Annotated in this window: 23 protein-coding genes and 1 tRNA gene; 17 read left to right on the forward strand and 7 right to left on the reverse strand. The window is 67.0% G+C overall.

Features of this window, described 5'->3' with window-relative positions; translation table 11 throughout:
* The first annotated feature begins 5 nt into the window (after positions 1-5).
* Positions 6-365 carry a histidine triad nucleotide-binding protein gene (locus M1L61_RS04825; protein WP_014646179.1) on the forward strand — a complete coding sequence of 120 codons (360 nt, stop codon included), beginning with the start codon at positions 6-8 and terminating at the stop codon, positions 363-365.
* Positions 366-445: 80 nt separating this feature from the next.
* Here M1L61_RS04825 and M1L61_RS04830 read toward each other — a convergent pair whose 3' ends face one another.
* The 4 genes from M1L61_RS04830 to M1L61_RS04845 are packed head-to-tail and all read right to left on the reverse strand — an operon-like array spanning position 446 to position 4,812.
* Entirely contained in the window at positions 446-973 is a 528-nt protein-coding gene (locus tag M1L61_RS04830; protein WP_032127773.1) for a Slp family lipoprotein, read from the reverse strand.
* Entirely contained in the window at positions 970-2,919 is a 1,950-nt protein-coding gene (locus M1L61_RS04835) for a DUF3488 and transglutaminase-like domain-containing protein (protein ID WP_248854388.1), read from the reverse strand. The genes M1L61_RS04830 and M1L61_RS04835 overlap by 4 nt, the downstream gene beginning before the upstream one ends.
* Positions 2,912-3,835, reverse strand: a complete 924-nt coding sequence (locus M1L61_RS04840; protein WP_032952475.1) for a DUF58 domain-containing protein — start codon at positions 3,833-3,835, stop codon at positions 2,912-2,914. The genes M1L61_RS04835 and M1L61_RS04840 overlap by 8 nt, the downstream gene beginning before the upstream one ends.
* Positions 3,836-3,858: 23 nt before the next feature.
* Positions 3,859-4,812 (reverse strand): AAA family ATPase, encoded by a 954-nt coding sequence (locus M1L61_RS04845; protein WP_043398214.1) that lies wholly within the window; start codon positions 4,810-4,812, stop codon positions 3,859-3,861.
* Between the two features lie 42 nt (positions 4,813-4,854).
* Here M1L61_RS04845 and M1L61_RS04850 point away from each other — a divergent pair, with 42 nt between their 5' ends.
* The gene (locus M1L61_RS04850) at positions 4,855-6,690 is read left to right on the forward strand and encodes a glycosyltransferase family 39 protein (protein WP_248854389.1); all 1,836 of its coding nucleotides are present in this window, start codon (positions 4,855-4,857) and stop codon (positions 6,688-6,690) included.
* A 101-nt stretch (positions 6,691-6,791) separates the two neighbouring features.
* On the opposite strand, the gene M1L61_RS04855 is transcribed toward M1L61_RS04850, so the two are convergent.
* On the reverse strand, positions 6,792-7,361 hold the full coding sequence (locus tag M1L61_RS04855) for a Maf family nucleotide pyrophosphatase (protein WP_010483830.1): 570 nt from the start codon (positions 7,359-7,361) through the stop codon (positions 6,792-6,794).
* A 113-nt stretch (positions 7,362-7,474) separates the two neighbouring features.
* On the opposite strand from M1L61_RS04855, the gene M1L61_RS04860 reads away from it, so the two are divergent.
* From M1L61_RS04860 to M1L61_RS04925, 14 genes are all read left to right on the forward strand, one after another.
* Positions 7,475-7,984: a YceD family protein gene (locus M1L61_RS04860; RefSeq protein ID WP_010483828.1), complete on the forward strand. Its 510-nt coding sequence runs from the start codon at positions 7,475-7,477 to the stop codon at positions 7,982-7,984.
* A 107-nt stretch (positions 7,985-8,091) separates the two neighbouring features.
* Positions 8,092-8,286: a 50S ribosomal protein L32 gene (gene rpmF, locus M1L61_RS04865; protein WP_005408308.1), complete on the forward strand. Its 195-nt coding sequence runs from the start codon at positions 8,092-8,094 to the stop codon at positions 8,284-8,286.
* Between the two features lie 91 nt (positions 8,287-8,377).
* Positions 8,378-9,355, forward strand: coding sequence for a beta-ketoacyl-ACP synthase III (locus tag M1L61_RS04870; RefSeq protein ID WP_248854390.1), 978 nt, complete (start codon positions 8,378-8,380; stop codon positions 9,353-9,355).
* 77 nt (positions 9,356-9,432) lie between these two features.
* Positions 9,433-10,215: a hypothetical protein gene (locus tag M1L61_RS04875; RefSeq protein WP_049434319.1), complete on the forward strand. Its 783-nt coding sequence runs from the start codon at positions 9,433-9,435 to the stop codon at positions 10,213-10,215.
* Between the two features lie 160 nt (positions 10,216-10,375).
* Positions 10,376-11,320 (forward strand): ACP S-malonyltransferase, encoded by a 945-nt coding sequence (gene fabD / locus M1L61_RS04880; RefSeq protein WP_248854391.1) that lies wholly within the window; start codon positions 10,376-10,378, stop codon positions 11,318-11,320.
* An 81-nt stretch (positions 11,321-11,401) separates the two neighbouring features.
* Positions 11,402-12,145, forward strand: coding sequence for a 3-oxoacyl-ACP reductase FabG (gene fabG / locus M1L61_RS04885; RefSeq protein ID WP_049481397.1), 744 nt, complete (start codon positions 11,402-11,404; stop codon positions 12,143-12,145).
* A 152-nt stretch (positions 12,146-12,297) separates the two neighbouring features.
* Positions 12,298-12,537 (forward strand): acyl carrier protein, encoded by a 240-nt coding sequence (gene acpP, locus M1L61_RS04890; protein ID WP_005415509.1) that lies wholly within the window; start codon positions 12,298-12,300, stop codon positions 12,535-12,537.
* Between the two features lie 143 nt (positions 12,538-12,680).
* On the forward strand, positions 12,681-13,943 hold the full coding sequence (gene fabF, locus M1L61_RS04895) for a beta-ketoacyl-ACP synthase II (protein WP_019338749.1): 1,263 nt from the start codon (positions 12,681-12,683) through the stop codon (positions 13,941-13,943).
* Between the two features lie 92 nt (positions 13,944-14,035).
* The gene (locus M1L61_RS04900; RefSeq protein ID WP_010483816.1) at positions 14,036-15,400 is read left to right on the forward strand and encodes an aminodeoxychorismate synthase component I; all 1,365 of its coding nucleotides are present in this window, start codon (positions 14,036-14,038) and stop codon (positions 15,398-15,400) included.
* Positions 15,401-15,564: 164 nt separating this feature from the next.
* The gene (gene mltG / locus M1L61_RS04905; RefSeq protein ID WP_010483815.1) at positions 15,565-16,626 is read left to right on the forward strand and encodes an endolytic transglycosylase MltG; all 1,062 of its coding nucleotides are present in this window, start codon (positions 15,565-15,567) and stop codon (positions 16,624-16,626) included.
* Positions 16,623-17,288, forward strand: a complete 666-nt coding sequence (gene tmk, locus M1L61_RS04910) for a dTMP kinase (protein ID WP_248854392.1) — start codon at positions 16,623-16,625, stop codon at positions 17,286-17,288. The genes mltG and tmk overlap by 4 nt, the downstream gene beginning before the upstream one ends.
* A complete protein-coding gene (locus M1L61_RS04915) occupies positions 17,285-18,241 on the forward strand; it encodes a DNA polymerase III subunit delta' (RefSeq protein ID WP_134958057.1) in 957 nt (318 codons plus the stop codon). The genes tmk and M1L61_RS04915 overlap by 4 nt, the downstream gene beginning before the upstream one ends.
* Positions 18,238-18,591: a PilZ domain-containing protein gene (locus M1L61_RS04920; RefSeq protein WP_005412452.1), complete on the forward strand. Its 354-nt coding sequence runs from the start codon at positions 18,238-18,240 to the stop codon at positions 18,589-18,591. Before M1L61_RS04915 ends, M1L61_RS04920 begins: the two co-directional genes overlap by 4 nt.
* A 133-nt stretch (positions 18,592-18,724) precedes the next feature.
* Positions 18,725-18,799 (forward strand) — tRNA-Val (locus tag M1L61_RS04925).
* Positions 18,800-18,884: 85 nt separating this feature from the next.
* Here M1L61_RS04925 and M1L61_RS04930 read toward each other — a convergent pair.
* Positions 18,885-19,448: a hypothetical protein gene (locus M1L61_RS04930; protein WP_049453542.1), complete on the reverse strand. Its 564-nt coding sequence runs from the start codon at positions 19,446-19,448 to the stop codon at positions 18,885-18,887.
* 52 nt (positions 19,449-19,500) lie between these two features.
* Entirely contained in the window at positions 19,501-19,908 is a 408-nt protein-coding gene (locus M1L61_RS04935) for a hypothetical protein (protein ID WP_248854393.1), read from the reverse strand.
* A gap of 564 nt (positions 19,909-20,472) precedes the next feature.
* Here M1L61_RS04935 and M1L61_RS04940 point away from each other — a divergent pair.
* Positions 20,473-20,853 carry a tautomerase family protein gene (locus tag M1L61_RS04940; RefSeq protein ID WP_005408320.1) on the forward strand — a complete coding sequence of 127 codons (381 nt, stop codon included), beginning with the start codon at positions 20,473-20,475 and terminating at the stop codon, positions 20,851-20,853.
* The last annotated feature ends 17 nt before the right edge of the window (positions 20,854-20,870 follow it).

Below are 20,870 nucleotides of genomic sequence, written 5' to 3' on the forward strand. Positions count from 1 at the left end.
CGACCATGAGCAACGAAACCCTCTTCAGCAAGATCATCCGTCGCGAGATCCCGGCCACCATCGTCTACGAGGATGACGAGGTGCTGGGCTTCAAGGACATCGCACCGCAGGCGCCGGTGCACGTGCTGTTCATTCCGAAGAACGAGATCATTCCGACCCTGGATGACCTGCAGCCGTCGCAGGCGCACCTGATCGGGAAGCTGGCGCTGGCCGCCGCCGAGTACGCGCGCCGCGAAGGCTTCGCACAGGACGGCTACCGCATCGTGATGAACTGCCGCGAGGATGCCGGCCAGACCGTGTTCCATATCCACATGCATCTGCTGGCCGGTGCGCCGCTGGGGCACTTCGGTACCCCGGGACGTTGAGTGCCCGGTATCCACGCCGCGCGTGGATGAAAAAAGGCCGCCCGAGGGCGGCCTTTTCCGTCATGCCTGTGTGGTGATGATCACCACCAGCCCCAGCGACCATAGCCGCCCCAGTACGGGCCATACGGGCTCGGACCCCACGGGCCATAGGGGTAGGGCACCACGTCGACCTGGCGCTGTTCCGGCCACAGGTAGATCACATCGGCCGACAGCTTCGGCAGGCGGTAGTCGTACTCGCCGATGCGGGTGTTCTGGTAGCCGTCGATCTTGCCGATGAAGGTCACGTCACGACCGGCTTCGAACACCGCCGGGTCGTAGAAGCCGGCACGGCAGGCAATGAAGCGGCCGTCGCTGGCGTCGGACGAGGTGGTGTTCGGGCGGCCACTGCCATTGAGCGGGCGCGAGATGATCTGGAAGCAGGTCTCGCCCTGGCCGGGCTTGGTTTCGATGATGCGACCGCCCCAACGGACCGGCGTGCCGACCTGCTGGGTAGCGACCGAGTCGCGAGGGGAGACCAGGCTGAACTGTCCCTGCAGCGGCTTGGGGGCCGTGGCGCAGGCCGACAGGGCCAGCGTGGCCACAGCGGTGAGAAGGAACTTGGTGTTCATGGGGAGGCTCCGGAAGTCGGGCGATGCCTGCGCAGGTCCCGCAATAATGAAGCGAGGTCGGTGCAAGTTCCAGCGTAGCGCGCGTCGGCGAAACGCTGGCTGAGTGCGAGCAGGGCCGGGTCGGGGCGCTGCCGGTGTACCCGCTGTGCCCAGTCCTGTGCGGTTTCGTGCGGTTCACGGGCCAGGCCGAGGCGGGCGTAGCGCCGTCCGAGCCGGTGCCAGGCGCGCAGCAGCGGCTCGCGTTCGCGCTCGCCACGGGCCAGCAGCCAGGCCATCCACGCCAGCGCCAGCAGTGCGGCTACCACGAAGCCTGCGACCAGCTGCCCGGGGCCCAGATCGTCCAGCCCGAACGGCTTGAGCAGCTGCTGCTGGCGGCGCGCATCGAAGGACAGCACCAGATCGTTCCAGCCGCGGCGCAGCCAGTCGCCCATCTGGCCCAGCTGCAGCCAACGCTGCTGCAGTGGTGTGTCCGTGCCGGCCTGCAGGCGGTCATCCAGGGTGTCCAGGATGCGTTCCGGTGCCACGGCTGCGGTCGGGTCAACCCGGACCCAGCCGCGCTGCGGCAGCCATACCTCGGCCCAGGCGTGGGCATCCATCCGCCGCACCACCCAGTAGTCGCCGATGCGGTTGCGGGTGCCACCAGCGAAACCGGTCACCACCCGCGCCGGGACGCCGGCGTTGCGCATCAGCACCACGAAGGCCGAGCTGAAGTGTTCACAGAAGCCGGCCTTGTAGCCGAACAGGAACTCGTCGATCGGGTCGCGCCCTGCCGCAGGGGTATCCAGCGTGTACGAGAAATCGGTGGTGATCCACTGCAGCGCGCGGCGCACGATGGCCTCGTCGTCGCTGCCAGCGTCCTGCCGCCATTGCTGCGCCAGCGTGGCGGTGCGCGGGTTGAAGCCGGCCGGCAGCTGCAACGTCGCGCGGCGCAGATAGGGCGACAGCGTGCTGTCGAAGCGCAGTGGCGGGGCCGAATGCAACCGCCAGCGGCTGAGCGAGGCCAGCGGGCGTTCGCTGCTCAGGCTCATGTCCGCATCCAGCACGCTGCCCGCAGGTGCGCGGCTGGGCAGGTCCAGCGCCACCAGCTGGCGGCGGTCGGTGGGCTCGTAATCGATCTGGTACTCCCAGCCCTGTGTACCCGCTGCAACCACTGCAGCAGGTCGCCGCGCGCTGGCACGGTCGCGTGTCCAGCGCCGTCCATCGAAGGCGGTCAGTACAGGGCCGCGCCAGTAGCGCTGCGCCGGCTCGGGCGGAGCGCCGAAGAACTGCACGCGCAGCGCCGGGGTGTCGTCGGCCATCAGGTCCAGCCACTGGCCGGGTTCCATGCTGTCGGACAGCCCCGGTGTACCCACGGCGCGTTCGGGAATACCCCACAGTGGCGTGGCCAGTCGGGGGAAGAGCCAGAAGCAGGCCAGTGCCAGCGGCAGGCCGATCGCCAGCAGGCGGCCGACACCACGCAGCTGTCCACGCAGTGGTTGGCGGCCAGCATGGCCTTCATCCTGCGCCAGGCGTTGCAGTGCGATCAGTGCGCTGCCCCCGGCCAGCGCGGCCAGCGCTGTTGTCAGCGGCCCCTGGTCGAGCAGGAATGCTGCAAAGGGCGAGAACAGCGCGAAGCCGAGCAGGCTGCGGGCATCACGCAGGCTGCGCAGCTCGCTGGACTTGATCGCCAGCATCGCGGCCAGCAGCGCGCAACCGGTATCGCGTCCTGGGCGCACCACGCCCATCTGCCAGACGATGGCGCCGAGCATGCCCAGCACCAGCAGCAGGCGTACCGGCATCGGCAACACTGTCCGCCACGACAGGGCGGCAGTGATGATCGCCGCCAGCGCGATCACGCCCGCCAGCAGTGGTGGCAGCTGCAGCAGCAACGGCAACAGTGCCAGCGCCGCGCTGGCCAGGGTCCAGTTGCGGGCATTGCGGTCGAGCAGGGCCGGGGTCTCAGTCATGCGGCATCAGCGCCAGCGCGCGCAGGCACAGGTGATGATGGCTGGCGCCCTGGCCGGGCCCGAACGGTGGATGCGCAGGCAGCAGCAGGGTGTAGCGGCGGCCCTCGCGCTCGGCCACATCCACCCAGCGCGCCAATCGAGCGATGCGTGCTTCATGGCCCAGCGGCGCCAATGAGCGCCAGTCGAGGATCACTTCGATGCCGACCGGCTTTTCGTACTCGCGCACCAGCAGGCTGTCGCGGCGTGCCGAGTGCTTCCAGGAAATGCTGCGCGGCGCATCGCCCGCCCGGTAGGGGCGCAGCTGATGCAGCTCCTCGCCGCTGGCATGGGCACGGGTATGCAGCGGATCGCTGCCGCTCTCCGGCAGTGCAGGCGCCACGGCCTCGGCCAGCGGGTAGACCAGCAGCGGCTGTTCCGGCCACACCCACGACCATGCCCGCACCAGGCCCAGCGGCTGGGTGGTGGACAGGCGGATACGCGGCAGTTCCAGCCAGCCACGGCGTTCGCTGGGAACGTCCAGTTCCACTTCGCCACGGCCGTGCGCAGGCAGCGAGGTCCAGGCGTTGCTGTCACCCAGCTGCAGATGAAGGCCGTGCCGCGCACGCGGATCACGCAGTGAGAGGTCTACGCGCAGGCGCAACGGTTGCCCGGCCGGTACCGGCTCGGCCGAGATCGCATCGATCTGCACGCCGGACAACTGGAGATGCGCGGCAATGGCACTGGCGATGGCCGCTGCGGCAAGCAGCAGGGCCAGCAGCAGCGCCGGATTGTTGTTGTAGTTCAGCGCGCCCAGCAGCATGGCCACCAGCAGGGTGGCAACGAACAGGCCGAAGCGGGTGGGCAGCACATAGATGCGATGGCGGTCCAGCCGCTTCGGCAAGGCTTCGGGCCTGCGTGGCCGTGCCAGCAGCTGCATGCGTGCCCAGCGTGTGGCCACGCTCAATCCACCGCGACGGTCTGCAGGATCGCGCGCGCCAGTGCCGGTCCCGAACTGGATTCGGCTTCCGCCACCAGCCGGTGACCAGCCACTGCGACGAACAGCGTCTGCACGTCCTCGGGCACGACATGCCCGCGACCCAGCAGCAGGGCATGTGCCCTGGCCGCACGCAGCAATGCCAGGCCGGCGCGTGGTGACAGGCCGACGCGCACGCCGGCGTGCTGGCGGCTGCGGGTCAGCAGGGCCTGCACATAGTCGATCAGCGCGTCGCTGGCATGCACCTGGTTCACCGCGTCGCGCAGCGCGCGCACCTGGGTGTCATCCAGTTTCGGTACGGCGCGCGCGATCAGGTCGCGGCGGTCGCTGCCACGCAGCAGTTCGCGTTCGGCCTGGGCACTGGGGTAGCCCATCGCCAGCCGCAGCAGGAAACGATCCAGCTGCGAATCCGGCAGCGGGAAGGTGCCGGACAGGTCCACCGGGTTCTGCGTGGCGATCACGAAGAACGGGTCGGGCAGCGGATGCGTCTGTCCGTCCAGGGTGACCTGTTGTTCGGCCATCGCTTCCAGCAACGCGCTCTGCGTGCGTGGTGGTGCCCGGTTGATCTCGTCGGCCAGCAGTACGTGGGTGAACACCGGGCCTGGGTGGAACTGGAACTGGCGGCTGCCGGCTTCATACACCGACACGCCCAGCACATCGGCCGGCAACAGGTCGGAGGTGAACTGCACGCGCTGGAAGCTGAGGCCGAGGCTGCTGGCCAGCGCATGCGCCAGCGTGGTCTTGCCCAGGCCGGGCAGATCTTCGATCAGCAGGTGGCCGCCGGACAGCAATGCGACGAACGCCAGCCTGACTTCCGGCACCTTGCCCAGTACCAGTGCGTTCACCTGATCCTGTGCCTCCCGCAGGGCCTGACGCAATTGATCGGTTAGCATGCTGGGATTGGGGGACGAAGCTGGCATGATCGTCTCAGATCTGGAATCCACTCGATTATCCATAGAGCAATGCAAGGCGAACAGCGCGCACGGACGATATTTCTCTGGTTATGGACGCTGGTCACAGCGGCCAAGCTGATCGTTGCCGCGCGCCTGCCGCTGTTCGTCGACGAAGCGTTCTATTGGCAGGAAGGCCAGCATCTGGCCGCGGCCTATTCGGATCTGCCCGGGCTGACCGCCTGGCTGGCCCGCCTGGGCGTGGAGATCGGCGGGCATCACGTGCTCGCGCTGCGCCTGCCATTCTTGGCCATCGGTGCGCTGCTGCCGCTGCTGGTGGTGCGCACGGCCACGCGCTGGTTCGGCAATGTGGCCGGTTGGCAGGCGGGCAGCCTCACGCTGTTGATGCCGTTGTCGGCGACGCTGGGCCTGCTGGCGGTACCGGACGTGCCGATGGCGTTGGCGGCAGTGATCTGCCTGCACGCCGGTGCGCGCCTGCTGCACAACGTGGATGCCTCCTCGGCGATGAAGCTGGCGCTGGGCCTGCTGATCGGTGCACTCAGCCACTACCGTTTCATCGGTGTCATCGGCGTCGGTTTCATCGCGTTGCTGGCATTGCCGCAGGGGCGGCGCATGCTGGCCGATCCGCGCGTGTGGGTGGCATTGGCGGTGGGCGTGCTGGCATGGCTGCCACTGCTGGCGTGGAATGCGGACAACCACGATGCCGGCCTGAAATTCCAGGTGATCGAGCGTCATCCCTGGGCGTTTGAATGGGGCGGGCTGTGGTTCCTGGTGATCCAGCCGATGCTGGTCACGCCGATCCTGTGCATGGCGATGTGGAAGGTGGCGCTGGCAGGAACCCGGAGCGGTGGCGGTGCGCGCGTGCAGTGGCGCTATTTCGGCCTGGTGGGCGGCGTATCCACGCTGGGCATTTTCGTGCTCGGCTTCTTCACTGACGTCGAGCGGATCAGCTTCCACTGGCCGCTGCCGGGCTACCTCGCATTGCTGGTGGCGGTGCCGGTAGTGCTCAACGGCTGGCCGCGCTGGCTGCGCCGCACCGGCTGGTGGCTGGCCGGCGCGGGCATGGTGCTGGCCTTCGGCTACTACCTGATGGCATCCACGCCGGCACTGCGCGAGCAGATGGCCGGCAGCAAGTACTATCCGCGCAATTTCGCCGGCTGGCAGCCACTGGCAGTTGCGGTCCATGAAGAGCTGCGGCAGATGCCGGAAGGAACGCGCGTGCTGGCCGGCAACTTCAAGGTTGGCGCCGAGCTGGGCTTCCAGCTGGGCAATGGCAACATCGAGGTACTGCCGCATCCGCTCAATGACAAGCATGGCCGCACCGCGCAGCTGGCGCAGTGGGGCCTGCTGCATGAGGGCGAGCGCACGGTGCCGATGCTGCTGGTGCTGTCACCCAGCGATCAGCGCTATCGCGAACTGCTGGCGCGCTATCACGCCATCTGCAATCAGGTGGGGCCGATGCCTGCGCCACGCGTGGTCAGCAGTGATCACGGGTTCCAGCGCTTCCTGCTGTTCCGGCTGCCGGTGCAGCGCGCAGAAGGGCCGTGCGTGACGCCGGCGATGGCGTGGCTGGATGCGCCGTCCAATGGCGAGAAGGTGTCCGGCACGCTCGCAATCAAGGGCTGGGCGTTCAAGGATGGTGTCGGCCTGGCGCGCGTCGAAGTGCTGGTCGATGGTCGCTCGATCGGTGACGCCCGCTATGGGCGTGTGTTCGACGTGCGCCACACCTGGCCGGACAGTACCGATCCGCAGCATCCGGCGGTGGGCTTCGACGCATCGCTGGATACCGCCACGCTGGCACCGGGCCGGCACTGGCTCGGGCTGCGCCTGCATGGCCGCGATGGCAGTGTGGAGGCGTGGCAGGAGCAGCCGTTCGAGGTTCGTTGAGGTCCTCTGGTCCTGTAGAGCCGAGCCGATGCTCGGCTGCTTCTGCTTCAGATGCAGGCAGCCTCGAAAAAAGCAACCGAGCATGGGCTCGGCTCTACAGTTCAGGGCACCGCGAAACCGGCCCTGCGCAGCAATCCGCATACCGCGATCAGCGGCAGGCCGACCAGCGCGGTCGGGTCGCGGTTGTCGATGGCGTCGAACAGGCTGATGCCCAGGCCCTCGCATTTGAAGCTGCCGGCGCAGTCCAGCGGTTGCTCGGTGGTCACGTAGCGGGCGATTTCGTCTGGTTCCAGTTCGCGGAAGCAGACTTCGGTCAGATCGACGGCCGTGAATGATTCTCCGTCACGGCTGAGACAGACGGCGGTGTGGAAGCGGACGGTCTGCCCCGACATTGCTGCCAGCTGTGCACAGGCGGCCTCGACCGTACCCGGTTTGCCCAGTGGCTGGCCGTTCAGGTCTGCGACCTGGTCCGAACCGATCACCCACGCGCCGGGGTGGCGGGACGCCACCTCGGCCGCTTTGGCGGCGGCCAGGCGGGTGGCCAGGGCCAGCGGAGCCTCCCCGTTCATGGGAGTCTCATCCACGTCCGGACGTGCGCAGTCGAAGGGCAGGCCCAGCCGTTCCAGCAGCTCGCGGCGGTAGCGGGAGGTGGAGGCCAGGACCAGTGACATGCGAGAATACCGGGGCAGGGCATGGCAGTCTGGCGTGTCCGCAGCGCCAGCAGCAAGTCCTGTATGGCGGGCATTTGACAGTCGCCGCCCGGATCCTTAGTATTCAGCGGCTTATGTCCGCGAACGTGCCCGAAACGCTGGATGCCTGGCGGATGGTTGTAGCGCGAAGGCGCTTCGACGGTCAGGTGTCTCTGGCTGAATTGACCCGCCTGCAGGGGTTGGTCGCAGATACCGACGGTGAGTGCAATTACTCGCTTGAATTCGGTCGCGACGACGTCTTGCGGGTATCCTATGTGGAATTGACCATCGACACCGCGCTGCCGCTGACCTGTCAGCGCAGCATGCAGCGATTCCTGTTGCCGGTGAAGGTGACCCAGAGGCTTGGCCTGATCCGCGACGAGGACGAGGAATCGTCCCTGCCGGAGGAATACGAGGCGTTGCTGGTGCCGGAAGATGGCCAGCTGAAGCCGCTGGATCTGGTCGAGGACGAACTGGTGCTGGCGGTGCCGGTGGTACCGCTGTCGCCCGACGGTGAAGCAGTCGACAAGGACTGGGCGCCGAGCGAGGAAGAAACAAAGAAGGCCAACCCGTTTGCGGCGTTGGCGGCATTGAAGAAACAATAGCAGCCGGTTGTCGTCGGCGGCTGCGGCGAAAGCGAAAAGTGTGCTGGGCGCTGGCGTCCTGTGCGACGAAACGACGAAGCAAAACGAACCGAGTTTGGAGCAATCCCATGGCTGTCCAGAAATCCCGTGTTACCCCGTCCCGCCGCGGCCAGCGCCGTTCGCATGACGCCCTGAGCGCCAAGCAGCTGTCGACCGACCCGACCACCGGCGAAGTGCACCTGCGTCACCACATCACTGCCGATGGTTTCTACCGCGGCAAGAAGGTCATCCAGACCAAGACCTCGGCCGTCGAAGAAGATTGATGTGCCGGGAAGGCCGCTGCCTCCGGGCAGCGGCCTTTGCCTTCTTCCCCGGGTGTGCCGGTGATCGGCAGCCCGCGCAACAGGAAACATGATGAGCAAGCGGATCTACTCGAGGATCGCGGGCACCGGTAGCTATTTGCCGGAAAAAGTCCTGACCAACGCCGACCTGGAAAAAATGGTCGAAACCTCGGATGAGTGGATCCAGTCGCGCACCGGAATTCGTGAACGGCACATCGCGGCCGAAGGCGAAACCACCAGCGACCTCGGCTACAACGCCGCCCTGCGCGCGCTTGAAGCCGCAGGCATCGATGCCTCGCAGCTCGACATGATCGTGGTCGGCACGACCACCCCTGATCTCATTTTCCCGTCCACCGCGTGCCTGATCCAGGCCAAGCTCGGTGTTGCGGGGTGCCCTGCCTTTGACGTCAACGCAGCCTGCTCGGGCTTCGTGTTCGCGCTGGGCGTGGCCGACAAATTCATCCGTTCCGGTGACTGCAGGCATGTGCTGGTGATCGGCACCGAAACGCTGACCCGCATGGTCGACTGGAACGATCGCACCACCTGCGTGCTGTTCGGCGATGGCGCTGGCGCCGTCGTGCTCAAGGCCGATGAAGAGACCGGCATCCTCAGTACCCACCTGCATGCCGATGGCAGCAAGAAGGAGCTGTTGTGGAACCCGGTCGGTGTCTCGACCGGCTTCAAGGACGGCGCCAATGGCGGCGGCACCATCAACATGAAGGGCAACGACGTGTTCAAGTACGCCGTCAAGGCGCTGGACTCGGTCGTGGACGAGACCCTGGCCGCCAACGGCCTGGACAAGTCCGACCTGGATTGGCTGATTCCGCACCAGGCCAACCTGCGCATCATCGAAGCCACCGCCAAGCGCCTGGACATGTCGATGGACCAGGTCGTGGTGACCGTCGACAAGCACGGCAATACCTCGTCCGGCTCGGTGCCGCTGGCGCTGGACGCCGCCGTGCGTTCGGGCAGGGTCGAACGTGGCCAGCTGCTGCTGCTGGAAGCCTTCGGCGGCGGCTTCACGTGGGGTTCGGCTCTGCTGCGCTATTGATAGTGCAAGTTACGACAACGTGAAGCTTTGTCGTTGCGGCCCCTCTGGGGCCGTAACGCGTTTAATGAGGACCTGTCATGGTTGAGCCCATCGTCATCGAAGGGCAACGTGCCTGGCTGAAGCAGTACGGCAAGGGAAGCCGGGCGCTGGCCCTTGGCCTGCTCAATTTTGTTGCCCGTCGTTTTCATCTGGACGCCCTGCGCCCGCCGCCGCACCGTGGCGGCGACGCCGCACGCGAAACCGAAGCCCGTCGCCTTGCAGAACTGCAGGCGCAGGGCGTGAACGTGCCCGACGTGCTGGGCACCGGCCATGCCGCGCTGGTGATCGGCGACAACGGCAGTTCGTTCAATACCTGCCTGCGCGAAGCCGACGACGCAGGTCGCGACCGACTGGTGATGGCGGCGATGCTGGCCATTGCCGCAGCGCATGCGCGTGGCGCCTATTTCGGCCAGCCGTTGCCGCGCAATCTCACCTGGGATGGCGAGAACGTCGGTTTCATCGACTTCGAGGAAGATCCGCTGGAAGTGATGGATCTGTCCGAAGCGCAGGCCCGCGACTGGCTGATGTTCGGCTATGGCGTGGCCAAGTACTACGCCGACCGCCCCGAGCACCTGCAGGCGATGATGGCCCAGGCGATGGGCGATGCCCAGGCGCCGGTGCGCGAGCACGTGCACGCGGTCAGTGGCCGCCTGCGCAGCCTGGCCCGGGTCTGCATGAAGCTGGGCCGCTCAGCGCGCGCGCTGGCCCACTCCATTTTCATCGCCCATGGCGCCAGCACCGCTGGCGTGCTGATGCTGGTGGGCCTGTGCGTGGATTTCCTTGCCGACGGCGACTTGGACGTCCTGCAGCTGTTCTGCTGATGGCGGATAGGGGTCAGATCCCTTTTCCTGCGGAAAAGGGATCTGACCCCATTGCGCTTGCCTAGCCGCCCTCCATACGCCTGCATACGCGCACGTACAGACGACACAGCGGATTCGCCCTTATCATGGCCTGCTTCGATTGCAACAAGCGGATGACCGCGTGACCGTATCCACCCTCGCTTTTGTCTTCCCCGGCCAGGGCTCGCAGTCTGTGGGCATGGTGGCCGAGCTGGCTGAACTGCACCCGCAGGTGCGTGACGCCTTCACCGAGGCATCCGATGGTGCCGGCGTCGACCTGTGGGCGCTGTCCCAGGGCGGCCCGGAGGAAATGCTCAACCGCACCGAATACACCCAGCCGGCCCTGCTGGCCGCAAGCATCGGCGTGTGGCGCGCCTGGAACGCCGTGGGCGGTCCGCGCCCGTCGGTGCTGGCCGGTCACAGCCTGGGCGAGTACACCGCCCTGGTTGCCGCTGGCGCGCTGAGCCTGCATGACGGCGCGCACCTGGTGCGCCTGCGCGGCCAGCTGATGCAGGAAGCCGCACCGGCCGGTGTCGGCGCCATGGCCGCCGTGCTCGGCGCCGAAGACCAGCTGGTGCTGGACGTCTGCGCTGAAGCGGCAGGCAGCCAGGTGGTGGTGCCGGCCAACTTCAATTCGCCGGGCCAGATCGTGATCGGTGGCGACGCCGATGCGGTCGACCGCGCGCTGGCGCTACTGGCCGAGAAGGGCGTGCGCAAGGCGGTCAAGCTGGCCGTGAGCGTGCCCTCGCACACCCCGCTGATGCGTGAAGCCGCCAACCGCCTGGCCGAAGTGATGGCCGGCCTGGCCTGGCAGGCGCCGCAGCTGCCGGTGGTGCAGAACGTCGACGCCAAGGTGCATGACGGCATCGACGCGATCCGTACCGCGCTGGTCCAGCAGCTGTACCAGCCGGTGCAGTGGACCGGCTGCGTGCAGGCGCTGGCTGCCCGTGGCGTCACCCGGATCGCCGAGTGCGGCCCGGGCAAGGTGCTGACCGGCCTGGTCAAGCGCATCGACAAGGCCATCGACGGCCGTTCGCTGGCCACGCCGGGCGACTTCGAAGCTGCCCGCGAGGCATGGTCGGCCTGATCCCCCTGTTCCTGCCGACCGTACGAGTGGCCGCTGCACGCGGCACGGGTGCGGCGGCCGCCCCAGCCTGAGGAAAACATCATGAGCAAGCCCCTGCAGGGTGAAATCGCACTGGTCACCGGCGCCAGCCGTGGCATTGGTGCCGCCATCGCCGATCTGCTGGCCGCCCAAGGCGCCACCGTCATCGGCACCGCCACCACCGAATCCGGCGCTGCCGCGATCGGTGAGCGCCTGGCCGGCCACGGTGGTCATGGCCGCGCGCTGAATGTCACCGATGCGGCTGCGCTGGACAGCGTGCTGGACGGTATCGCCAAGGAATTCGGCCCGATCTCGATCCTGGTCAACAATGCCGGCATCACCCGCGACAACCTGCTGATGCGCATGAAGGACGAGGACTGGGCGTCGATCATCGACACCAACCTGACCAGCGTGTTCCGCACCAGCAAGGCCGTCATGCGCGGCATGATGAAGGCGCGCAAGGGCCGCATCATCAACATCGCATCGGTGGTGGGCGTGACCGGCAACGCCGGCCAGGCCAACTACGCTGCCGCCAAGGCCGGCATCATCGGCTTCAGCAAGTCGCTGGCCAAGGAAATCGGTTCGCGCGGTGTCACCGTCAATGTTGTCGCACCTGGCTTCATCGACACCGACATGACCAAGGCGTTGCCGGAAGAAGCGCGTACCGCGCTGATCAACGACATCGCCCTCGAACGCCTGGGTTCGCCGGAAGACATCGCCCATGCGGTGGCCTTCCTGGCCAGCCCGGCTGCCGGTTACATCACCGGCGAAACCCTCCATGTGAACGGTGGCATGTACATGCCGTAAGCAAGGGGCGCAGGGATTGCGCCGCAAGTGATTGATCTGCTGAGGTTTTTGCTGCGATGCAAGGCCGCGCCGGTTTCCACTACACTATCCCACGGCCATCGCCTTTGATGGCGACCACTTTTGAACCACAACTCCATCTGGAGCGAGATCCCATGAGCACCATCGAAGAACGCGTCAAGAAAATCGTCGTCGAACAGCTTGGCGTCAAGGAAGAAGAAGTCACCAACAGCGCATCGTTCGTCGATGACCTGGGCGCTGACTCGCTGGACACCGTCGAGCTGGTGATGGCCCTGGAAGAAGAATTCGAGTGCGAGATCCCGGACGAAGAAGCCGAGAAGATCAGCACCGTGCAGGCCGCCATCGACTACATCAAGGCCCACGTCAAGGCCTGATGTCAGACGGCAGTGCGCGCGCGGGTTCACGCTCGCCGCGCACCGCACCCCATGGGGCCGCTGTTGCGGCCCCGTGTGTTTGAGCATCACACCGAAGCAAACCGAGTTGCCCGTTGAAACCATCCGGGCCAGGAGAATCAGCAATGAAGCGTCGCGTCGTCGTAACCGGCCTGGGTATCGTCTCGCCGTTGGGCAATGATCTGGCCAGCAGCTGGGAAGGCATCACCCATGGTCGTTCGGGCATCGGTCCGCTGACCAACGTTTCTGATGCCTATCTGGATCGGTTCACCACCAAGATTGCAGGTGAGGTCAAGGGATTCGACATCACCGCCGACAATGAACTGTTCGGCAAATTCCGGGTCAGCGGCAAGGATGCCAAGAAGATGGACCCGTTCATCCATTACGGCCTCGGTGCCTCGTTCATGGCCCTGCACGACTCGGGCCTGGAGATCACCGACGCCAATGCCGAACGCATCGGCGCCATCGTCGGCGCCGGCATCGGCGGCCTGCTCGGCATCGAAGAGCAGACCATCGAGTTCCACGAGGGCAAGAAGATCTCGCCCTTCTACGTGCCCAAGACCATCATCAACATGCTGCCGGGCCAGCTGAGCATCATCACCGGCCTGAAGGGCCCGTCGTTCTCGGCGGTGTCGGCGTGCGCGACCTCGAACCACTCGATCGGCACCGCGATGCGCATGATCCAGTACGGCGATGCCGACGTGATGGTGGTCGGTGGTGCCGAGCGTGGCTCGTCGCCGACCGCGCTGGGCGGCTTCTGCGCGATGAAGGCCATGAGCACCCGCAACGATGCCCCGGAACAGGCCTCGCGCCCGTGGGACAAGGACCGTGACGGCTTCGTGCTGGGCGACGGCGCCGGCATCCTGATCCTGGAAGAGTACGAGCACGCCAGGGCGCGTGGCGCGAAGATCTACTGCGAGCTGGCCGGTTTCGGCGCCAGCTCCGATGCGTACCACATGACCGCACCGAGCGAGAACGGCGAAGGTGCCGCCCGCTGCATGGCCATGGCCATGAAGGACGCCGGCGTGACCCCGGAGCAGGTCGGCTACCTCAACGCGCACGGCACCTCCACGCCACTGGGCGACCTGGGCGAGACCATGGCGATGAAGACCGCCTTCGGCGACCACGCCTACAAGATGATGGTCAGCTCCACCAAGTCGATGACCGGCCATCTGCTGGGCGCTGCCGGCGGCGTGGAAGCGATCTTCTCGGTGATGGCGCTGCAGGACAACGTCATTCCGCCGACCATCAACCTGCAGCAGCCGGGCGAAGGCTGCGACCTGGACTACGTGCCCAACGAAGCACGCCAGGCCAAGGTGGACGTGGTGATGTCGAATGGTTTTGGCTTCGGCGGCACCAACGGCACGCTGGTCTTCAAGCGCGTCTGACCGAGTTGTAGCGTCGAGCCATGCTCGACTCCGCGTTCCATGGAGCCGCCGCAAGGCGGCTTCCGTGCATCTGATACCCCGAACTGGCTGCCATGACCCACGCACCGCTGATTCACCCGTTGCCGCATCCGATCGATCTGCTGGCGCTGCAGCAGCACGACCCGGCGCGCTTCCCGCTGCTGATGGAATCCACCGCCTCGGGCACCGCCCAGGGCCGCTGGAGCCTGCTGCTGGCCGCGCAGGGCGAGGGCCTGCGGCTGGACGCCGATGGCCAGGTGCGCGATCTGCACGACGTGGTGCAGCCCGGCACGTTCCTGCAGGCACTGGACCGTGCCTGGCAGCATGAGCGCCTGTCGCACGACGGCAGCCACAGCCTGCCGTTCCGTGGCGGCTGGGCGCTGATGCTGGATTACGAAGTGGCCAGCCAGATCGAACCGGTTCTGCCGGCGCGTGCGCGCGAGGACGGCCGCCCGACCGCGCTGGCACTGCGCTGCCCGGCCGCGGTGCTGCACGACCATCACAACGATGCCAGCTTCGTCATCGCCGAAGCCGGCGAGCAGGCGCTGCTGGACGCGCTGGTGGCACTGGCTTCGGCCGCGATGCCCGAAGCCGGGCAAGGCTGGCAGCCGCCGCAGTCGGTGGCCGAGGATGCGCCGCAGCGCTTCACCGACGGCGTGCGCCGGGTGATCGACTACCTGCGCGCCGGCGATGTGTTCCAGGTGAACCTGTCGCGGCGCTGGAGCGCCCGGTTCGCCGCGCCGGTCAGCCCGCAGGCGCTGTACGCGCAGTTGCGCCGTGCCAACCCGGCACCGTTTGCCGGCCTGTTCAGCGCGCATGGCCGCCACGTGGTCAGTTCCTCGCCGGAGCGGCTGGTGTCGGTGCATGCCGGTCACGCGCAGACCCGGCCGATTGCCGGCACGCGTCCGCGTTTCGAGGGGGACGATGATGCCGCGCGCATCCAGGAACTCGTCGGCCACCCCAAGGAGCGCGCCGAGCACGTGATGCTGATCGACCTGGAACGCAACGACCTGGGCCGCATCTGCCTGCCCGGCACCGTGGTGGTCGACGAGCTGATGACCGTGGAGAGCTACGCTCATGTGCACCACATCGTCAGCAACGTCAGTGGCCATCTGCGCCCGGAGGTCACGCCCGGCGAGGTGATCGCCGCCACGTTCCCGGGCGGCACCATCACCGGCTGCCCCAAGGTGCGCTGCATGCAGATCATCAGCGAACTGGAGCAGGTGCCGCGCGGTGCCTATACCGGCGCCTTCGGCTGGCTGAACCGGGATGGCGACCTGGACCTGAACATCCTGATCCGCACCGCCGAAGTGGATGGCCACGAGGTGAGCTTCCGCACCGGCGCCGGCATCGTGGTGGATTCGGACCCGGACAAGGAACTGGACGAGACCCGCGCCAAGGCGCGCGGCCTGCTGCGCGCGCTCGGTCAGCAAGGCTGATTGACCGCCCCCGCCGGGCATGGCCCGGCGCTACCGACGCATCACCCTCCCGGTAGCGCCGGGCCATGCCCGGCGAGCGAAGCGGGGTTGGGTGCCACCCCGGTCATGACCCCACACCAGCGGCACGGTATCCTGCACGACGGAATCGAGTTCAGAGGTAGTCCATGGCGGGAGCCAAGCGCGGGTGTCTGTTCGTGGTAACGCTGGTGGTGGTGCTGGCCGCTGTCGTGGCCGGCGCGGGCGCGTGGTTCTTCTACCAGCAGACCCGCTTCGCCGATGCCCCGATCACCCCCACCGCCGAAAGCGTGGTCATCGCCAGCGGCGATGGCATGAACAGCGTGCTGCGCAAGCTGCGCGATGCCGGCGTGGACGAGGGCCAGGACACCCAGTGGCAGTTGCTGGCGCGCCAGCTCGATGCCGCCGGCAAGCTGAAGGTGGGCGAGTACGCGCTCAGTGGCGACCTGACCCCGCGCGAGCTGCTGTTGCGCATGCGTGCCGGCAAGGTGCTGCAGCACCGTGTCACCATCATCGAAGGCTGGAACATCCGCCAGCTGCGTGCCGCGCTCAAGCGCGCCGAGCCGCTGCTGCACACCACCGACAATCTTGATGACGCCGCGCTGATGCAGCGCCTCGGCTTCGGTGGCCAGCATCCGGAAGGCCGCTTCCTGCCGGAGACCTACGTCTACCAGCGCGGCGACAGTGATCTGGACGTGCTCAAGCGCGCCCACGCCGCGATGGAAAAGGCGCTGGATGAAGCCTGGGAAAGCCGCGCGCCGGACCTGCCGATCAACACGCCCTACGAACTGCTGACGATGGCCTCGATCATCGAGAAGGAAACCGCATTGGCCAGCGAGCGCCCGCAGATTGCCGGCGTGTTCATGCGTCGCCTGAAGATCGGCATGCGCCTGCAGACCGACCCGACCGTGATCTACGGCATCGGTGCCGCGTATGACGGCAACATCCGCCGCCGCGACCTGACCACCGATACGCCCTACAACACCTATACCCGTGCGGGCCTGACCCCGACCCCGATCGCCATGCCCAGCCGCGATGCACTGATGGCCGCCGCGCAACCCGCAGCGGGCGACGCGCTGTATTTCGTCGCCGTGGGCGATGGCAGTGGCGCGCACGTGTTCTCGCCCAGCCTGGACCAGCACAACGCCGCAGTCGCCCGCTACCTGCAGCAGCTGCGCCAGCAACGTACCAAGGAGACCTCGGCGCAATGAGTCCCGCGCTGCTTCGCCACCCGCGTTTCGTCAGCCTGGAAGGCGGCGAGGGCGCAGGCAAGACCACCGCCATCAACGCCATCCGTGACTGCCTGCGCAGCCACGGCCACGAGGTGGTGCTGACCCGCGAGCCGGGCGGCACGCCCCTGGCCGAGCGCATCCGCGGCCTGGTGCTGAAGCCCGATGCCGAGATCGCCGCCGAACCGCTCAGCGCCGAAGCCGAGCTGCTGCTGGTGTTCGCTGCACGCGCGCAGCATGTGCGCCAGGTGATCCGACCGGCGCTGCAGCGCGGTGCCTACGTGCTGAGCGATCGCTTCACCGATTCCAGCTATGCCTACCAGGGCGGTGGCCGTGGCCTCGACCCGCAGTGGATTGCCGATCTGGAACGACGCGCGGTGGGCCTGCTGCCGGGCCTGACCCTGCTGCTGGACGTGGACGTGGCGGTGGGCCGCGCACGCGCCAATGGCCGCGACCTGTGGCCGGACCGCATCGAGAGCGAGCAGGACGATTTCTTCCAGCGCGTGCGCGAAGTGTTCCGCAGCCGCGCACAGCAGGATCCGCAGCGCTTCGCGCTGGTCGACGCTGGCCAGGTGCAGGAACGCGTGGCGGCCGACGTGGTCGCGCGTGTCGAGCGCTGGCTGCGGGACGGGGAGGGCGTATGAGCACGTTTTCGCCGTGGCAGCAGCGCGCGTTCGATCAGACGGTTGCTGCGCTCGATGCAGACCGGCTCGGTCATGGCCTGCTGATCTGCGGCCCGGCCGGGTTGGGTAAGCGCGAGGTGGCACTGGCGCTGGCCGACCACGTGCTGGCGCGCGGTGATGCCGCGCATGCCACGCGCACGCGCCAGCTGATCGCCGCCGGTACCCATCCGGACCTGCAGCTGGTCAGCTTCATCCCGAACAAGAGCGGCGACAAGCTGCGCACCGAGATCGTCATCGAGCAGGTGCGCGAGATCACCGACACGCTGGCGCTGACCCCGCAGTACGGCGTGGCGCAGGTGGTGATCGTCGACCCGGCCGATGCGATCAACCGCTCGGCGGCCAACGCGCTGCTGAAGACCCTGGAAGAGCCGCAGCCCGGCCGCTACCTGTGGCTGATCAGCAGCGACCCGGCACGCCTGCCGCAGACCATCCGCAGCCGTTGCCAGCGCCTGGAATTCAAGCTGCCGCCGCAGCATGAAGCACTGGCCTGGCTGCAGCAGCAGGGACACAGCGAGGCGTCGGCGCGCGAAGCGCTGGAGGCTGCACGCGGCCATCCCGGCCAGGCCGACAACTGGCTGCGCGAAGATGGCCTGAGCCTGCGCCGCGAGGTTGGCCGCGAGCTGGAACAGCTGGCCGCCGGCAAGACCGGTGCGGTGGAGCTGGCGCAGAAGTGGTGCGGCGACGACAACGCAGCGCTGCGCCTGCGCTTTGCCGCCGACCTGGCGCTGGCCCAGGCCAGCACCGATGCCTTGACCACGCCGGAGCGATTGCACAAGCTTGCAGCCTGGTTCGATGCGGCCAACCGCACCCGCGACCTGCTGCGCACCACGGTGCGCGCAGACCTTGCGGTGGTCGAGTTGCTGCTGGCCTGGAACAAGGTGAACGAGCGGCCTGCCGCAAGGGGAAATCGATGAGTGCCAGCAACGCCCGCCAGGGCATCCTGTCCCTGGCCGTGAAGGACAAAGCCGCGCTGTACAGCGCGTACATGCCGTTCGTGAAGAATGGCGGCATCTTCGTGCCCACCCCCAAGCGCTACTTCCTGGGCGACGAGGTGTTCCTGTTGCTGACCCTGCCCGATTCCAGCGAGCGCCTGCCGGTGGCCGGCAAGGTGATCTGGGTGACCCCGGCCGGCGCGCAGGGCAACCGCACCGCCGGTATCGGCGTGCAGCTGGCCGACGGTGCCGAAGGCGAGGGCGTGCGCCACAAGATCGAGACCCTGCTGGCTGGACTTACCGGCTCGGACAAGCCGACCCACACGATGTGAGGTAGCACCGGGGCCTTTCTGTAGAGCCGAGCCATGCTTGGCTGCGGACCCCGGAAACACCCGTGAACACGAATGTGAAAAACTGTTGACGGCCTCTGAAAAGCCCCTATAATGAGCGGCTCAGCAACACACCGGGCGGTTAGCTCAGCGGTAGAGCATTGCCTTCACACGGCAAGGGTCACAGGTTCGATCCCTGTACCGCCCACCATGTTGCAGAACGAAAGAAGCCTCCAGCAATGGGGGCTTTTTTGTTGCCTGCGATTCTGCTGGGCCGACGGGCAGCGGACCCTGTCTCAGCCGTGTTCGTCCAACAGCGCGCGCGCGATCAGTGCCGTTGCATCCAGCAGGTCGTGGCCGCTGCCGGCCTGCACCACCACTGCAAGCAGACCACGGCCCACCTCGGCATTGCCGCTGGTCAGTTCCATCTCGCCTTCAAAGCACAGATCGGCCAACCATTCGTGGACCTGTTGCAGCCCGCGCTTGCGGGCGCGGCGGAACTCCGCGAGCAGCTTCGCCTGGCCGGCCTCACGCTCGCCATCGGCAAGCAGGCCGATGGCTCCGCCGTGCGCTGCGCGCCAGAGGGCTGGCAGCGGGCGACCGTTCGCGTCCACCACGTCTGCCGCGAACTCCGCGCAGTACATTTCGTAGCGCTTGCCCGCTGTGCTGCGAGGCACGATGTCGGCCTGGGCGAGCAAGCGTTCGGCTTCATCCAGTTTGCTGAACTTCAAGCGCAGCAGTGCAGGGCGGCTCAGTTGTTGTGCCAGCGCCTGCTGGTTGGCGGCGAACCATACGTTCCAGCCTACGCTTGCGCGGCCCTCCAGAGCGGCCTTGAAATACTCCAGGTGTTCGGCGTCCATTGCGGCCTCCCGCGTTCCCTGCGCGATTGTAGCGGGAGCGCATCCGGGCCGGTCAGGTGTGGCCCTCGGCGAGGCAGTGATGCTCCTCGCGCACCAGTTGTCGTGCCGCCACGATCAGTCCGTCGGTATGGAAGGCGCCCAGCTGTTCCTCCGGGCCGGCCTCGGCACGCGCCCGGTCGGCGGCCTGCAGCAGATCGAGCACTGCGCTGAGCCCGGACATCGAGCGGCGCAGCGAAGCGTGATTGCTGGCGCCGAGGGTGAGGCCGCCACACGGTTGCCCGTCATCGGCGTCGGCGTTGCTGATCGCATTGAGGCAGGCGAAGAACGTGGGCGACTGCACGGGCGGGTTCTGTTCCTGCAAGGCGCACTCGATCTCGTGCGCGAGCTCTTCAGGCACGTCGGCGGCGATGTTGCCGATCAGGGTGTGCAGGCGGGGATGGTCGGCGGTGTGATTGGTCATGGCGAAACCCTCACTGGCGTAGCGCCACCTTCCGGAGTGAAGGTGGCGGACGGTGCGGGTTGGCGTACCAAGGCAAACGAACTCCCATCGAGAAGAAGGCCTGGCGGATCTGTCGATCCCCACGCACCGGCCGCCATTGAAGGCAATCGGTGCATTCTCTCTGCTGCGGCGTAAATCGCAGCGATGGGTGTTCATTCGTTTATTCGAGACGCCAATCCCGGCCCAGGCAATCTGCCTCGGCGCGGTGATCATGGGATCGCGCAAGCACGGTGGTCTGTAAGGAAAGTTCTCAACTCCACGCAGGCACACCAAGCGTTTCCGGTTCTGTGCCCTCCAGCATCCGCCGACTGTGTCGCCCATCACTGATGGCGCAGAGCGCCCTTCTGCCGACCGTGCACGTGACGACTCCAGAGCGGCGCCGCCATGGCAATTCCGTCACCCGGCGCGCGCAGGCGGGAATGTGTCATGCATGGAGCCAGAGGGTTCCATCCCTGCGCTGTCCCACCGCCCCGGGCAGGCGTAGTCTCATCCTGTCGCCTTACCCATCCACGCTGGAGTGCCACCATGCCGCTCGCCCGCATCGATCTTCGCAAAGGTAAATCCGCCGACTACCTGCAACGTGTCGGCGAAGCCATCTACCAGGCCATGCGCGCGGTGGGCGTGCCGGAGAACGACCGCTTCCAGATCTTCCAGCAGCACGACGCCGGCACGTTGATCTACGACCCCGGCTACCTGGGCGTGGACCGCACCGACGACTTCATCTGCATCCAGATCACCTGGAACGAAGGGCGCACGCTGGAGCAGAAGAAGGCGCTGTATGCCGGCATCGCTGATGGCCTGCACGCGGCGGTGGGCATCCGCCGCGAGGATGTGTTCATCAACCTGGTGGAAGTGAAAAAGGAGAACTGGTCGTTCGGCAACGGGGTAGCGCAGTACGTGAGTTGATGCGGGAAGCGCATCCA

The organism is Stenotrophomonas sp. NY11291, from assembly GCF_023277365.1.
In the GTDB taxonomy this organism is placed as follows: Bacteria; Pseudomonadota; Gammaproteobacteria; order Xanthomonadales; family Xanthomonadaceae; genus Stenotrophomonas; species Stenotrophomonas geniculata.